Here is a 15435-nt window from a genome sequence, read left to right as displayed (position 1 = left end):
AGCCGGTCCAGCGTCCGCGATGCCTACCGCAGGCTGTGGATGCGCGGCGACGAGTCGCGGCCCCGGTGGATCGGCGGCAGCGTCGACGACTGCCTGCCCGGTCGCCTGGCCGACCGCTCGAGGGAGCGACAGCTCGACGCCATCAACTTCGCCCGCCGGATGGCCGGCCTGCGACCCGTAGAGCTGGACCCCAAGGTCGTCCCCGGCGCCCAGGCGGCGGCGCTGATCATGACCGCGAACCACGCGGTCAGCCACGACCCGCCGGGCGACTGGCCGTGCTGGACGCGGCAGGGACACGACGCGGCCGGGGAGTCCAACCTCTACGAGGGCACGCTGCGCGAGAGCAACAGCGACAAGATCGAGGCCTACCTCGACGACTGGGGCGGTGGCAACCACCGCGTCGGCCATCGGCGCTGGCTCCTCTACCCCCACCTTCGCTCCGTGGGCATCGCCGGTACCGACCGTGCCAACGTCACCCACCTCTTCGGGACCCCGTTCGACGCGGCAGCCCCCAACCCCCAGTGGGTGTCGTGGCCGACGGCCGGCTGGTTCCCGTCCCGGTTGGACCCCCGCGGGCGGTGGTCGTTCGGCTCCGGCGCCGACGACACCGACTTCTCCCGGGCCACGGTCAGCGTCACCTATCGGGGGCAGCCCGTCGAGGGCGTCAGGCTCCGCACCCCCGACGCCGCCCCCGGCAAGCCGACCCTGGTGTGGGAGATGCCGGGTCGCACCTGGCCGAGCAGGCCGGTCGGTACGGCGGAGGTCACCGTGAGCGAGATCGTCGTGGCCGGCGTGCCGGAGCAGGTCGCGACGTACACGACCCGCTTCTTCCGGACGCGCTGACGGGCGAGAGGGCTCAGCGAGCCGCGCGACGCCCGCCGGCAACCCGCGGGGGAGCAGGCTGTGAGGGCTCGTCGGGGGCCGTCGTGATCCCCAGTGCCCGCAGCAGCCGCGCGATCAGCATCAGCCCGGTGAAGAGGCACGCGACCGCGCCGAGGGAGGCCAGCGCGAGGAACGCCCACGAGCTCGACTGCCCGCTCCGTGCCGACGTACCGAAGTCGATGGCCAGGTAGACGAGGTAGCCCCAGGCGACCACGCACAGCGTGATCCCGGCGGCCAGGGCGAGGGCGACCTTGTTGATCCCGCGGCGCTGACGGGCGCCTCGTCTCGACCCTGCGCGCTTGCCCGAAGATGCCACAGGGGCATTGTGTCCGATGGGCAGGGCCGGCGTCGCCGAACGCGGCCGAGGAGACGTTCGACACGCCGCCCGATCGGGCCATCCGAGGACCAAGATCCGGACCCGTGAAGGCACTGACCTGCGGTTTTACCCGGACCCTTCGCGACACCCCGGATGATCATTTCGAACCACTTGCCAACGTCCGCGCACCGACGTACGGTTACCACTACATCTAGTAGTTACACCGTTGTGGTTCTCCACATCTAGTCCACAGGGACAGGGTGCGGACCTCACAGCCAGAGGCTACTTGTCCACAGGAATCACCGGCTGGTCCACAGGCGTTGACACCCCGAGAGGGTGTTCGAGTCGCGCCCGGACCCGACTGGATGAGCGAGAAGGGAGGCCCGCACATGCACTGCCCGTACTGCCGCAACACCGACACCCGTGTGCTCGACTCCCGCGTCGCCGACGACGGCAGCTCGATCCGCCGCCGTCGTACCTGCAACGACTGCGCGAAGCGCTTCACCACCGTCGAGCAGATGCAGCTGACCGTCCTCAAGCGCTCCGGCGCGACCGAGCCCTTCACGCGCGACAAGGCGATCGCCGGCGTCCGCAAGGCGTGCAAGGGCCGCCCGGTCACCGAGGACCAGCTCGCCTGCCTGGGCCAGGACGTCGAGGACGCCCTGCGCCTCAGCGGCCAGGCCGAGATCCCCGCCCACGAGGTGGGGCTCGCGATCCTGAGCCCGCTGCGCGAGCTCGACGAGGTCGCCTACCTCCGCTTCGCCAGCGTCTACCGCGCGTTCCAGAGCGCCGACGACTTCGAGGACGAGATCGCGATGCTCCGTGCCGAGCGCCTCGTCCCGGACGAGGTCGCGGCCGCGCAGGCCGCCGCGGAGCAGCACCCAGCCCCCACGGGCTGACACAGACTGCCCGGCACGTCGTGGGGAAGCGGCGTGCCGGGCGCACCACTCACAGCAGGCAACCCTGCTGAAGAACGATTGACCATCACGAGGGATCACGAGGAGAACCCATGACCGAGACGGTGAGCAGCCGCGCCAAGGGCGCTGCAAAGGGCAAGGGCCTGACCCTCGAGCGGGTGTTCAGCACTGCTGGCACGCACCCGTACGACGCCATCACCTGGGAGCGTCGCGACGTCGTCCAGACCAACTGGAAGACCGGCGAGACCGTCTTCGAGCAGCGCGGCGTCGAGTTCCCCGACTTCTGGTCGGTCAACGCCTCCACGATCGTCACCAGCAAGTACTTCCGCGGCGCCGTCGGCACCGACGTACGCGAGTGGAGCCTCAAGCAGCTCATCGACCGGGTCGTGAAGACCTACACCAAGGCCGGGATCGACCACGGCTACTTCAAGACCGACGGCGACGCCGAGATCTTCGAGCACGAGCTGACCTGGCTGCTGGTCAACCAGTACTTCTCCTTCAACTCTCCCGTGTGGTTCAACGTCGGCACGCCGTCGCCACAGCAGGTCTCCGCCTGCTTCATCCTCTCGGTCGACGACTCGATGGACTCGATCCTCAACTGGTACAAGGAAGAGGGCTTCATCTTCAAGGGCGGCTCCGGGGCCGGCCTCAACCTCTCCCGCATCCRCTCCTCCAAGGAGCTCCTCTCCTCCGGTGGTACGGCGTCCGGCCCGGTCTCCTTCATGCGCGGCGCCGACGCCTCCGCGGGCACCATCAAGTCGGGCGGCGCCACGCGTCGTGCGGCCAAGATGGTCGTCCTCGACGTCGACCACCCGGACATCGAGGAGTTCGTGATGACCAAGGCGCGCGAGGAGGACAAGATCCGCGCCCTGCGTGACGCCGGGTTCGACATGGACCTCGGCGGCGCCGACATCACCTCGGTGCAGTACCAGAACGCCAACAACTCCGTCCGCGTCAGCGACGAGTTCATGCGCGCCGTCGAGGAGGGCACCGAGTTCGGCCTGCGTGCCCGCGGCACGGGCGAGGTCATCGAGACCGTCGACGCCCGCGACCTGTTCCGCAAGATCAGCGTCGCCGCGTGGGAGTGCGCCGACCCGGGCCTGCAGTACGACGACACGATCAACGACTGGCACACCAACCCCGAGACCGGCCGCATCACCGCGTCGAACCCGTGCTCGGAGTACATGTCGCTCGACAACTCCTCGTGCAACCTGGCGTCGCTCAACCTGCTCAAGTTCCTCAAGGACGACGACACCTTCGACGGCGCGCTCTTCGCCAAGGCCGTCGAGTTCATCATCACCGCGATGGACATCTCGATCTGCTTCGCGGACTTCCCGACCGAGTCGATCGGCGACACCACCCGCGACTACCGCCAGCTCGGCATCGGCTACGCCAACCTCGGCGCCCTGCTGATGGCGATGGGCCTCGGCTACGACTCCGAGGGTGGCCGCTCGATGGCCGCCGCCATCACGTCGCTGATGACCGGCCAGTCCTACAAGCGCTCGGCCGAGCTGGCCGGCATCGTCGGTCCGTACGCCGGCTACCAGCGCAACGCGGAAGCCCACAAGCGGGTCATGCGCAAGCACCAGGCCGCCAACGACCAGGTGCGCGTGCTGCACACCGAGGACGGCCGCGTGCTCAAGCTCGCGACGAAGGCGTGGGCCGATGTGATCGCCACCGGTGAGAAGAACGGGTTCCGCAACGCCCAGGCCTCGGTGCTCGCGCCGACCGGCACCATCGGCTTCATGATGGACTGCGACACCACCGGCATCGAGCCCGACTTCTCCCTGGTGAAGTTCAAGAAGCTCGTCGGCGGTGGCTCCATGCAGATCGTCAACCAGACGATCCCGCGGGCGCTGAAGAAGCTCGGCTACCAGCCCGAGCAGGTCGAGGCGATCGTCGCCTACATCGGCGAGCACGGCCACGTCATCGACGCTCCCGGCCTCAAGACCGAGCACTACGAGATCTTCGACACCGCGATGGGCGCTCGCTCGCTCAAGCCGATGGGTCACGTGCGGATGATGGCGGCGGCTCAGCCGTTCCTGTCCGGCGCGATCTCCAAGACGGTCAACCTCCCCGAGAACGCCACGGTGGAGGAGATCGAGGACGTCTACATGCAGTCCTGGAAGCTCGGCCTCAAGGCGACCGCGATCTACCGCGACAACTGCAAGGTCGGCCAGCCGCTCTCCGACGGTGGCGGCAAGGCCAAGAAGGACGCGAAGGACGCGGCCGACGCCAAGGACGCCGCGGCGACCAAGGTCGTGGAGAAGGTCGTCTACGCCCCGACCCGCAAGCGCCTGCCCAAGTCGCGCGTCTCGCGCACGACGTCCTTCACGGTCGGCGGCGCCGAGGGCTACATGACCTCGGGTGCCCACGACGACGGCCAGCTGGGCGAGGTCTTCCTCAAGCTCGGCAAGCAGGGCTCGACCCTCGCCGGTGTCATGGACGCGTTCTCGATCGCCGTCTCGATCGGCCTGCAGTACGGCGTCCCGCTGGAGACCTACGTCTCGAAGTTCACCAACCTGCGCTTCGAGCCCGCCGGCCTCACCGACGACCCGGACGTCCGCATGGCGCAGTCGCTGATGGACTACGTCTGGCGTCGCCTGGCCCTGGACTACCTGTCCTTCGAGGAGCGCTCCGCCCTCGGCATCTACTCCGCCGACGAGCGCCAGCGCCACCTCGAGACCGGCTCCTACGAGCCGATCGTCGAGGAGACCGGCTCCGCCGCCGAGCTCGTCGAGGACCACCCGGTCGTCGCCGAGGTCATCGAGGCCGAGGACATCGTCGATGCTGCGGCCAAGCCGGCCCCCGCCGAGGCCAAGACCACGGCCGAGCTCTTCGAGAAGCTCACCGGCACCGCCGTCGACTCGCCGCTCTGCATGACCTGCGGGACGAAGATGCGGCCGGCTGGGTCTTGCTACGTGTGCGAGGGCTGCGGGAGCACCAGCGGTTGCAGTTGATCCTTGCTCTGAGAACGGCCCCGACGCCACCGGCGTCGGGGCCGGCTCTATTTGTCGGTGGGGACGTGGAGGGTGCGGGCGCGATAAGACGTTTGCAGTGTCGCAATCGAATCGCCACGGCCTTAGATCCGCTGGTCCGTAACCTTTGGCCTATTTCATCGGTTCTTGGACCCAGGCTGCTCAGCCAACTCGAACTTCGACAACCTTCGATTCAGACGACGCATAGATGCCGTCACCTGGAAGGGTCTTGGCCCGGAACTTAAACGCCCCCCTCGCGTCCATCCGGTACTTCTCCTTCCAGACCCCAGATCCGTTTGTGAGCACCTTGTTCGCGCCCTTGACGGACTTCCACTTGCCTCCATCTTTGTATTGCAGCCTCACCTGGGCGTACTCGAGAGACGTGTTGCCGTATCGCGTCTCTCCCGTGCTCTTGACCTTAAATTGAACGGCATCCTTGAACTTCGGGGACTTATCAGAGACGAAGAGAGTGGTCTTGGAGGACGGTGCCCTGAGGGTGAATCGGAGGGTGTCCATCGGGTAGGTAGTCTCGTTGTAGTTTGCGTCATCGACCGTCAGAACACCCGAGAGCGCGTAGGTACCGATGTCATCGTGGTCGCCACACAAGAAGAACTCGAAGTTGCCTGAGAAGGTGGCGCCATTGCCAAACTCGAAGTCGGACCGCGTCTCACCGTCGGGTTCCACGATGGTGGAGTCGAGAGTCCACTCAACCGCAGTCGGGGGCGCGATGAAGTGGAAGTTGACGACATAGTCCTCGCAGCTGTCGTACACGACAGTCTCGGTGGTGCTGTAAGCCCCCACCCCAGCCGCGCGGGTTTCGGAGTAGGCGCCGGCTGGGTGACCGCCAAGCGCAAGGACGGTCGAGCAGGCGATGGCCAAGGCGGCCGCGCGTCCCGTGAAGTTCACTTGATCCCCATTCCGAGTCGGGTCGCTTTGACGGTACGCCTCAATCGACGACTCGTCGCCGGGCAGGCACACGCCGATCGGTGGACATGAACGTCAGCCCGACCAGGTCAGGGTCTGGGTACGGCCCGGACTCGAACGATTGCCCTACTGCGCCACCGCCGACGCGTGCTGGAAGAACTCCGTCGGCATCGGATGCTCAAGCTTCCACGTGATTGCAATAGGCCGATCGCCGCTATGGGAGACGTAGGTAGCAGGGCCCATGAAGGTGTACGGCGCCGTGCCGGAGTCGTCCTTGGGCTCATGCCGGACGAACAGCAGAACTGTTGAGGTGCCGGCGAGATAGCGCTGACCAGTCTTGGATGACGTCGAGGTCGTGGACTGGGATTCCCAGTGGAACAGGTCCCGACTGATCGGGTAGTCGGCGTACATCGTGGTGGGGGAGTAGTCGGCCTCGGACTTCTTCAGCGTAATGAAGAAGGCGTCGACGTTGTGGTCTGGGAGGTAAAGCACGCCCTCGCGGAAACTGTTGGGACGCCGCGGGAAGTCGAGAGCAGCGAGGATCTCTTCACGCTGGTACCGGGCGTGAACTTTGAGAGGCACGGACGAGAGCGACCCACTAAGGGTGAGCGGGACGTGGCGTGCCGCCTCGTAAGCGAGGTCGACCACTGCGCGAATCTCGGCACGTGCTGCGACTTCCCTGCCGATGGCCTCGAGACCATCTCCGTACGAGTCGAAGCCACCGCCGTCCGACCAGAACGAGTAGAACAACATGCGGGCCAGCCGCTGCTCGCCGTCGGACAAGTCGTCGTACTTCGCAGCGTCATTGCGCAGGAGCGCGTCGTACGCGGCCGCTCTTTGCGGGTCGTCAACATGGGCGAACGCCCGAACTCGTTTGAGAAGGCGCTCCTCCAACTCGGAGCCCGGCAGTGACTCGAATCCGGCTTCCCGTCGAAGAGCGGTCCATGAACCGCGCCTGCTGATGTCGCTGAGCTCGAGACCACTCTTCTCTAGGAACGTCGTCAGGTCGGTGTCACCTATCTGGCGGAGCTCATTGACCAGTTGAGCCCAGCGAGGAGCGATCTGCGAGCGAAGGTTCTCGAGGACGATCTGATGGGACTGTCGATCCAGTTGGATCTGGCATCCGGAGGGCAGGAACGGGAACTCGTCTTGGACGGCCCTCTGGAGTTGCTTGCCGTGGACACCGGTCAAGGCGGCGAACTTCTTGGCGAAGCTGAACTCTCGGCGGTGATAGCCCACGAAGTCGAGCACCGTCAGTACGGCCTTGTTGTGAGTCCGTCGGAGCCCGCGACCCAACTGCTGCATGAAGATCGTGGCACTCTCAGTGGGGCGAAGGAATAGCACGGTGTCGACGTCAGGGATGTCCAGGCCCTCGTTGAAGACGTCCACTGTGAAGAGCGCGTTGACTGTCGCAGCACGCAGTTCACGGAGAGCTGACGCGCGTTCCTCGGCCGCGGTTTGTCCCGTGACAAGGCGAGCCGGAATGCCGGCCTCGTTGAAGACCCGGGTCATGTACGTCGCGTGCGCCACGGAGACGCAGAACCCGAGGGCACGCATCTGGGCGGGATCTGCAACCTTCTCTCGAAGCTGCTTCAGGATGATTCGTGCCCGCGCGTCGTTGCCAGTGAAGACGCCCTCGAGTTCACGCTCGTCGTACTTGCCGCGCGACCAGGTGATCGCCCGCAAGTCCGTCCCGTCGGCGATGGCAAAGTAGTGGAACGGGCACAGGAGGTCCGCGCCGAGGGCGTCCCATAGGCGCAACTCGGCAGCGGTTCGTCCGTCGAAGAACGAGCGGACGTCGGTCCCATCCGCCCGCTCCGGTGTGGCAGTGAGGCCGAGCAATTCGGTGGGTCGGAGGTGCTCGATGAGTCTCCGGTAGGTGCGTGCTTCGGCGTGGTGGAACTCGTCGATGACGACGACGTCGTAAGCCTCCGCTGGGATCTCTATAACGCCGTACGACGTGAGCGATTGAACGCTGGCGAAGACGTGACTCCATCGCTCGGGCCGTTGTCCTCCGACATATAGCTCACCGAAGCTCGCGTCACCCAGGACTTCCCGGTAGGTGCGAATGGATTGCTCGAGGATCTCTTTGCGGTGTGCAACGAATAGCAGGCGAGGTTGATGGCCATGGGATTGCTGGCACATGCGTCGGTAGTCCAGGGCTGCAATCACCGTCTTGCCGGTGCCCGTGGCTGCCACCACCAGATTTCGCCGGCGGCCATGAACGACGCGTTCTGCCTCGAGCGCATCCAGCATCTGCTGTTGATAGGGGTACGGACGGACTTCGAGACCCACGAGCGAGATCGTGACTCGGTCCGAGCTCTTAACTCCCTTTGCCTCGAGTAGGGCGTCGTCGAGCCGGTCGCGGTCCCGCTCCGGGTCGTAGGACTCGAATTCGGGGCTGTTCCAGTAGGCATCGAAGGTTGCCCGGAACTTGTCGAGAAGAGCCGGCGTGGCGGCCTTACTCAACCGCACGTTCCACTCGACACCCTCGAGCATGGCCGACGTGGTCAGGTTGGACGATCCGACGTAAGCGGTGTCGTAACCGGTGCGCCGACTAAAGAGCCACGCCTTCGCGTGAAGGCGTGTGCGCTTGGCGTCGTATTGGATCTTTACCTCGGCGCCGAAGTCCTGAACGAGACGGTCGAGCGCCCGACGCTCGGTCCCTCCGATGTATGTGGTGGTGACTACCCGAATAGGAATGCCGGCTTGTCGTGCGGCAGCCAACTCTCCTTCAATCAGACGCAAGCCGTGCCACATGACGAAAGCACAGAGGAGGTCGATCGAGTCGGCAGAGTCGATCTCGGCACGGAGCTCGGATGCCAAGCTCGGCTCGCCGTAGGCATTGGTGAGAAGCGCCGCATCATTCAGCGGAGTCTTGGGTCGCCGACCAAGCCGCGTCTCCGTCCCTGGACCCGCCGGCATGCGTAGCGCGTGCAGTTGCTTGGCGGGAAGCGTGACCGTGTCCGGATCCATTGAGAGGGCCTGTAGGACCGTATTTGCTGTGCCGATTCGCGCCGCCGGGTCCTTCAGCTTGGAGAGATGCTCAAACGCTGCGGCCGAGATGTGTTGGGCAAGGACGTGTGAAAGGTCGGCGTCGTCAACGGTGCCAATCTCCGCGACAAGCCCGAGCACGGACTCGAGCTCTGCTTCGAGGCCACGGGTCATGAGCGTTTCGCGCAGGCCGATAGGCAGGTCCCCCGAGGTATCCACGGTGGCGAGCTTGCCAGGTTCGACCGGTCTGCAAAGCGCTTTGCGGCCTAGGGGCCCCGAAGAGGGCCGAAACCTGGCCACCACGAGCACGGTGCCCCCGATGCACACGGCGCGCGCCGTGTGGCGGCAGCTGCCCGATTCGACTCCGCACAGCGGCGTCTTTGTCTAACCTTCACCGCCGGGGGTGACGCGCATGGCAGCGGGGGAATCGGCGTACGACGTCGCGCGACGGCAGCGGGAGAAGGCTGCCCGGCTGGAGCGGTCGGCTGAGCTGTGGGAGCGCGGCGCCCAGGGTGAGGTCGAGGTGGCGCGTGCACTTGAGTCCCTGCCCGACGGGTGGGTCGTGCTGCACGACCTGGCATGGCCGGGACGGCCGCGGGCAAACCTCGACCACGTGGTCATCGGGCCAGGCGGGATGTTCGTCGTCGACGCCAAGAACTGGTCGGGGCGGGTTGAGGTCCGCGACCAGGTGCTCATGCAGAACGGGCGACGTCGCGAGCCGACTGTCGCGTCGGCTGCGGAGGCGGCAATCGCGGTGCAGGCGCTGGTGCCCATGCCCAACCTATGCATGGGTGTCCTGTGCTTCGTGCGCGAGGAGCCCCTGACGGGGTGGGCACGCGACGTCATGGTCTGCTCGACGGCCAACCTTGTCGAGATGCTGACCTCGCGGCCAGGGGTGCTCCAGGCAGTCGATGTGCAGCGCTGCGTCGACGCTGTGCGTCGCACCGCGACCCGACGTTCGAGCACCCCGCGGCCACGGCCGTTGGCACCTTCGATCCGGCAGCCAGCCTCGCCTCGCCCTCGCCCCACGAGGAAGATTCGGCGGGTCATCACGAGCCTGTTTGCCGGCGTGCTGTTCTTGGGGGTGCTGTCGGGTGGCGGCCTCCAGAAGGCTGCCGAATGGGCAGGAGAGCAGCTGGTGAAGCAGGTCGCCCCAGCTGATCCGGCTCCGACCGAGCAGCCGGCGACACGCGAGAAGAAGCAGCGGAAACGAGAGCAGCGTCAGGGCGGGTAGGGGACGCCACGTCGCGGCGCTCCGCGAACATGACCGCAGACGGATCGGGGCAAAGATGCCATCCCTGAACGGCGGATGCGGCCGCCAAGGCTGCACTTCCTTCGTCCGGAGCGCATACTTGAGTCCTATGACGTCCTCATCTTGGTCCACGCGCAAGTCCTCGAGCCCGTTCCAGCCCAAGCCCGAACTGGAGATCGAGGTGTACGCGGTCGGCGACCAGGTCTGCCACGACCTCTACGGCCTCGGTCGCGTCCTCGGTGTCGAGGCCCACGCTGTGTCGATCGACTTCGGCGACAAGACGGTGCGCGTCACGAGCCCCTACACCAAGCTCGAGCACCTGTAGCGCGAGTCGCCCCGAGCGGCTGGGGTCGCACGGCCCCGAGAAGGGGTGTCGACCTGAGCCCGATTGCCCAAATTCGGGGCAGCAAGCACCCCTGACCGAGCCCTATCCTCGACGGAGACGACGCGAGGAAGTGGGGTGGACGAGCAGCCGCAGCTTCACCTGCACGTGCTCGGCGAGCTCACGGCGACGCGGGACGACGTGGTCGTGGACCTCGGCGGGCGGCGTCAGCGCGCCGTACTGGCCGGGCTGCTCATCCTGCGGGACCAGGTGGTCCCGGCCGATCGGCTGATCGACTGCGTGTGGGGTGACCACCCCCCGACCAACGCCACCGGCGCGCTGCAGGCCTACGTGAGCCACCTGCGCCGGCGGCTCGAGCCGGACGCGTCGGCCCGGCAGCGGGATGGCGTGATCGTGCGCGCCGGACCCGGCTACGTGCTGCGGACCCCGCCCGACGCCGTGGACGCCTGGGAGTTCGAGGCGGCCGTCGAGTCGGCGGCGGGCCAAGCGCCAAGTGATGCGGTGTGCACCCTGGAGACCACGCTCCGGCTGTGGCGCGGACCCGCCTACGCCGACTACGCGGGGGAGTCGTGGGCGCAGGCGGAGATCGCTCGGCTCAGCGAGCTCCGTGCGGTGGCCCGCGAGCGCCTCCTCGCCACGCGCCTCGATCTTGGTGAGGCCCAGCTCGTCATCGGCGACCTCGAGGCGCTGGTCGCGGAGGACCCGCTCCGCGAGGAGCGCTGGCGCCTCCTCGTCCTGGCGCTGTATCGCGCGCACCGGCAGGCCRCGGCGCTGGAGGCGCTGCGCCGGGCACGCCGGGTGCTCGCCGACGAGCTCGGCGTCGATCCCGGTCCGGCCCTGCGCGCCCTCGAGGCGGAGGTCCTGGCCCAGTCGCCGGACCTCGATGCGCCGAGTCCAGCCAAGGCGAACGACGCCACTCCGCTCGTCCCGCGGCCGCGGACGCCCGACGGGCTCGTGGACCGGGAACGTGAGCTGGCCCTCCTGGGCAGCAAGCTCGACGACCTCCAAGACGGGAGGGGTGGCTGCGTGCTCGTCGAGGGCCCGGCCGGCATCGGCAAGACCCGGCTGCTCGACGAGCTGCGCAAGCTCGCCGTCGCTGACGGCATGACCATCAGGTCAGCGCGGAGCAGCGCGCTCGAGCAGGGATTCGACTACGGCGTCGTGCGGCAGCTGTTCGACGCGGGAGTCGACGACGTCGTACGCCGTGACGAGCGCTTCGCCGTGCTCCGCGGCCTGTACGAGCTCACCACTGGCCTGGTGAAGGACGCACCCTTCGTGCTCTGCGTCGACGACGTCCAGTGGTGCGACGAGGCGTCGGTCCAGTTCCTCGCCTACCTGGTCAGGCGGCTCGACGGGCTCCCCGTGCTGGTGGCGCTGGCCGTGCGCTCCGGTGAGCCGTACGAGGCCGCCGACCTGGTGGCCGAGCTCGCCGCGGACGAGGCGATCTCGGTGCTGCGTCCCGCGCCCCTCTCCGAAGAGGCCACCGCCACCCTGGTGAGCGATCGTCTCGGTCGCGGCGCGGAGGCCTTCATCGCCGCGTGTCACCGGATGACCTCGGGCAGCCCGCTGCTCCTGCGTCAGCTGCTGCGCGCGCTGGCCGACCAGGGCGTTCCGCCCGACGTGGCCCACGTCGACACCGTGCGGGCCGTGGGGTCGCGTGCCGTCACCTCGCTGGTGACGCTGCGCCTGCGCCGGATGCCGGCGACGGTCACGACCGTCGCGCGCGCGGTCGCGGTGCTCGGGCCGGCGGCCGACCTGATGAGTGTCGCCGACCTGGCGCAGCACCCGGAGGAGGACGTCGCCTCCGCCCTCGACGTCCTGGCCCGCAGCGAGATCCTCCTCGACGGGCACCCGCTCGACTTCGTCAACCCGCTCGTGCGCGACGCCATCCACGCGGACATCCCGACCGGCGAGCGGGCGCTCCTCCACGAGCGGATGAGCCGGCGGCTCAAGTCATCCTCAAGTCAGCCCGGGCACGCTGGGACGCCCCGATCGTGAGGTGGTGACGGTGCCCGAGACCGAAGCGCTCCGCGGGCTGGCCGGCGGAGCCGTCCACCTGCCGGGGGACGTCCTCTACGACGAGGCCCGAATGCCCTGGAACCTCCAGGTCGACGAGCACCCGGCGGCGGTCGCCTATCCGGCCGACGCCGAGGAGGTCTCCCGGATCGTGCTAGCCGCCGCGGCGTCCGGTCTCCGGGTCGCACCCCAGGGCACCGGCCATGGCGCCCCGCCGCTCGCGGGTCGGCTCGGTGACGCGGTCCTGCTGCGCACCTCGGCGATGACCGGGCTGCGCGTCGAAGCCGCCCGTCGTACGGCGCGGGCCGAGGCCGGCGTGCTCTGGGGCGACGTCATCGCCCGCGCCGGGCGGGTCGGCCTGGCCGCGAGGCACATGTCCAGCCCGGGTGTCGGCGTGGTCGGTTCGTCGCTCGGCGGCGGCGTGAGCTGGTACGCCCGGCGGCACGGCCTGCAGTGCAGCGCGATCACGGCCGCCGAGCTGGTGCTTGCCGACGGGACCTTCGTGCGAGCCACCGAGACCCAGGACCCGGACCTGTTGTGGGCGGCACGCGGCGGCAGCGGGGGCTTCGGGGTCGTCACGGCCCTCGAGTTCGACCTGCTGCCGATCCGCACGGTGTACGCCGGGATGCTGGCCTGGGACTGGCGGCACGCCGGACGCGTCCTCGCGGCGTGGGGGGAGTGGACCGCGGATGCACCCGAGTCGGTGACCAGTGTCGCCCGCATCTTCCAGGTGCCTGACGAGGATTGGATGCCCCCGGACGTGCGCGGCCGGCGGCTCCTCATGCTCCATGCGGTGGTGGAGGGTGACGCCGAGGCGGGTGCCCGCATCCTTGCCCCGCTGCGTGGCCTGTGGCCCGAGACCGACACGTTCACGGAGGTGCCCGCGGCCGACATCGCCCACCTCCAGCTCGACCCGCAGGAACCCACCGCGGTCTACGCCAACAGCGTCCTGGTCCACGGTCTTCCGCTGGAGGCGGTGGAGGCCCTGGTCGCATCGGCCGGCCCCGGCTCCGGGAGCAACCTGCTCTTCGTCGAGCTGCGCCACCTCGGTGGCGCGATCGAACGCCCCGCCCATCGTGGGGGCGCGCTCGACCACCTCGACGGCTCCTTCCTGGTGCTCGGCGTCGGGCTGGACGTGGGCACCGGGTGGAGCGCCGTACGCGAGGACGCCACGCGGATCCTGGAGTCACTTGCCCCCTGGACCTCCAGCGCGTCGTACCTCTCGATGGCCTACGAGGCGGCCGCCCGGCGCGGGAGGTCGGCGTCGGCGTACGAGCGCCTCCACCGGATCCGTCGTACTGCGGATCCGGACGGCCTGTTTGTCGCGCCCCAGCGCGATACGGACGACTGATTCCGCACTGACGACTCAAGTTGACCGCAAGTCCTTCTCAACCGCGTGGGTGCACCTTCGTCGGGTCAACGACGACACCACACGGAGGAACAATGACCATCGCACAGACCAACACCGCGTACGCCGTGCCGTTCGCGGAGCTGGACGCACTCACCATCGGCACCGTCGCGGTGCCGGGCGACAAGAAGTACGACGCGCTCGTCGCGCCGTGGAACGTCGCCATCCCGGTCCGCCCCGCGGCCGTCCTCGCGGCGCACGACACCCAGGACGTCGTCGAGGCCGTGCAGTTCGCGGCCCGGCACGGCATCCGCGTGACACCGCAAGCCACGGGCCACGGCCCGGTGGCCGACCTGACCACCGAGCTGCTGGTGACGACCAAGGAGCTCGACGAGGTGGTCGTCCACCCGGAGGGCTGGGCTCGCGTCGGGRCCGGCGTGAAGTGGCTCCGGGTCGTGGAGGCCGCCGCACCCTACGGGCTGGCGCCGCTGTCGGGATCGATCACCGACGTCGGGATCGTCGGCTACACCACCGGAGGCGGGCTCGGGCCGATGGCTCGGACCTACGGGCTGGCCAGCGACAAGGTGCGCGCCATCGAGGTCGTCACCGGCGACGGTGAGCTTCGGCGGGTGACGCCCACGGAGCACCCGGACCTCTTCTTCGCCCTGCGCGGCGGCAAGGGGATGCTCGGTATCGTCACCGCGATCGAGTTCGACCTCGTCCACCAGCCGACGTTCTACGGCGGCTCGCTGTGGTTCGACGGGGAGGATGCTGCGACCGTCATCGAGCGCTGGCTGCACTGGTCCGACGACCTGCCCGAGCTGGGCACCACGTCGATCGCCCTGTTCCAGCTCCCCGACATGGAAGGGGTGCCGCCCATGCTGGCTGGCCGGCTCACGCTCTCGGTGCGCTACGTGTGGACCGGCTCCGCCGACGAGGGGGAGCGCTGGTTCGCCGCGATGCGTGCCGCCGCTCCGGTCATCCTCGACGACGTGGCCGACAAGCCCTACACCGCGATCGACTCGGTCCACACGGACCCGCTCGACCCGACGCCGGCGCACGAGGCGGGCGACGTGCTCACCGACTTCACGGCCGAGACCGCTGACGCGCTGCTCGCCCTGACGGGGCCGGGGGTGGCGTCGCCGCAGATCCTGGTCGAGGTGCGTCAGCTGGGCGGCGCGTTCGCCCGTCCGGGGGAGCACCCGAGCGCCTTCGCCTCGCGCGACGCGGCGTACTCGTTGCTCGTCGTCGGCATCGCGGAGATCCCGGGTGTGGCGGACCACGCCGAGGCGATCCTCACCGCGATGCAGCCGTGGGTCGGCGCGCACCGGCTGCCGAACTTCACGTTCACGCCCGAGGAGTACGTCGACGCGTACGACGAGGTGACCCTCGCCCGGCTGCGTCGGGCGATCCGGACCTACGACCCGGACGGCGTGATGACGATCGGCGGCGTGCTGGCGTGACC

11 protein-coding genes are annotated in these 15435 nt (G+C 68.3%); 8 read left to right on the top strand and 3 right to left on the bottom strand.

Going from position 1 to position 15435, the window contains the following annotated elements; translation table 11 throughout:
• A partial coding sequence (locus AC1DQF_RS00530) for a CAP domain-containing protein (protein WP_477523242.1) occupies positions 1–843 on the top strand: 843 nt, incomplete at its 5' end.
• Positions 844–856: 13 nt separating this feature from the next.
• On the opposite strand, the gene AC1DQF_RS00525 is transcribed toward AC1DQF_RS00530, so the two are convergent.
• A complete protein-coding gene (locus AC1DQF_RS00525; protein ID WP_477523241.1) occupies positions 857–1198 on the bottom strand; it encodes a hypothetical protein in 342 nt (113 codons plus the stop codon).
• A gap of 389 nt (positions 1199–1587) precedes the next feature.
• Here AC1DQF_RS00525 and nrdR point away from each other — a divergent pair, with 389 nt between their 5' ends.
• Both nrdR and AC1DQF_RS00515 read left to right on the top strand, forming a co-directional pair.
• Positions 1588–2097: a transcriptional regulator NrdR gene (gene nrdR, locus AC1DQF_RS00520; RefSeq protein ID WP_477523246.1), complete on the top strand. Its 510-nt coding sequence runs from the start codon at positions 1588–1590 to the stop codon at positions 2095–2097.
• A gap of 110 nt (positions 2098–2207) precedes the next feature.
• Positions 2208–5075, top strand: coding sequence for a vitamin B12-dependent ribonucleotide reductase (locus AC1DQF_RS00515; protein WP_477523240.1), 2868 nt, complete (start codon positions 2208–2210; stop codon positions 5073–5075).
• Between the two features lie 180 nt (positions 5076–5255).
• Here the strand turns inward: AC1DQF_RS00515 and AC1DQF_RS00510 are convergent, their stop codons facing one another.
• Both AC1DQF_RS00510 and AC1DQF_RS00505 read right to left on the bottom strand, forming a co-directional pair.
• Entirely contained in the window at positions 5256–5999 is a 744-nt protein-coding gene (locus AC1DQF_RS00510) for a hypothetical protein (RefSeq protein ID WP_477523239.1), read from the bottom strand.
• 144 nt (positions 6000–6143) lie between these two features.
• Positions 6144–9185, bottom strand: a complete 3042-nt coding sequence (locus AC1DQF_RS00505) for a DEAD/DEAH box helicase (protein WP_477523245.1) — start codon at positions 9183–9185, stop codon at positions 6144–6146.
• 238 nt (positions 9186–9423) lie between these two features.
• On the opposite strand from AC1DQF_RS00505, the gene AC1DQF_RS00500 reads away from it, so the two are divergent.
• The 5 genes from AC1DQF_RS00500 to AC1DQF_RS00480 all read left to right on the top strand — a co-directional run bounded on the left by AC1DQF_RS00500 (position 9424) and on the right by AC1DQF_RS00480 (position 15433).
• Positions 9424–10245 (top strand): nuclease-related domain-containing protein, encoded by an 822-nt coding sequence (locus AC1DQF_RS00500; protein WP_477523238.1) that lies wholly within the window; start codon positions 9424–9426, stop codon positions 10243–10245.
• Between the two features lie 127 nt (positions 10246–10372).
• Positions 10373–10588, top strand: coding sequence for a hypothetical protein (locus tag AC1DQF_RS00495; protein WP_477523237.1), 216 nt, complete (start codon positions 10373–10375; stop codon positions 10586–10588).
• Between the two features lie 135 nt (positions 10589–10723).
• Complete coding sequence (locus AC1DQF_RS00490) at positions 10724–12604, top strand: BTAD domain-containing putative transcriptional regulator (RefSeq protein WP_477523236.1); 1881 nt, start codon at positions 10724–10726, stop codon at positions 12602–12604.
• A gap of 10 nt (positions 12605–12614) precedes the next feature.
• Complete coding sequence (locus tag AC1DQF_RS00485) at positions 12615–13973, top strand: FAD-binding oxidoreductase (RefSeq protein ID WP_477523235.1); 1359 nt, start codon at positions 12615–12617, stop codon at positions 13971–13973.
• Positions 13974–14065: 92 nt separating this feature from the next.
• Positions 14066–15433 (top strand): FAD-binding oxidoreductase, encoded by a 1368-nt coding sequence (locus tag AC1DQF_RS00480; protein WP_477523234.1) that lies wholly within the window; start codon positions 14066–14068, stop codon positions 15431–15433.
• Positions 15434–15435: the final 2 nt, after the last annotated feature.

It is taken from the genome of Nocardioides sp. P4_G4 (assembly GCF_056401085.1).
This window is presented reverse-complemented; position numbering and strand designations above follow the sequence as displayed.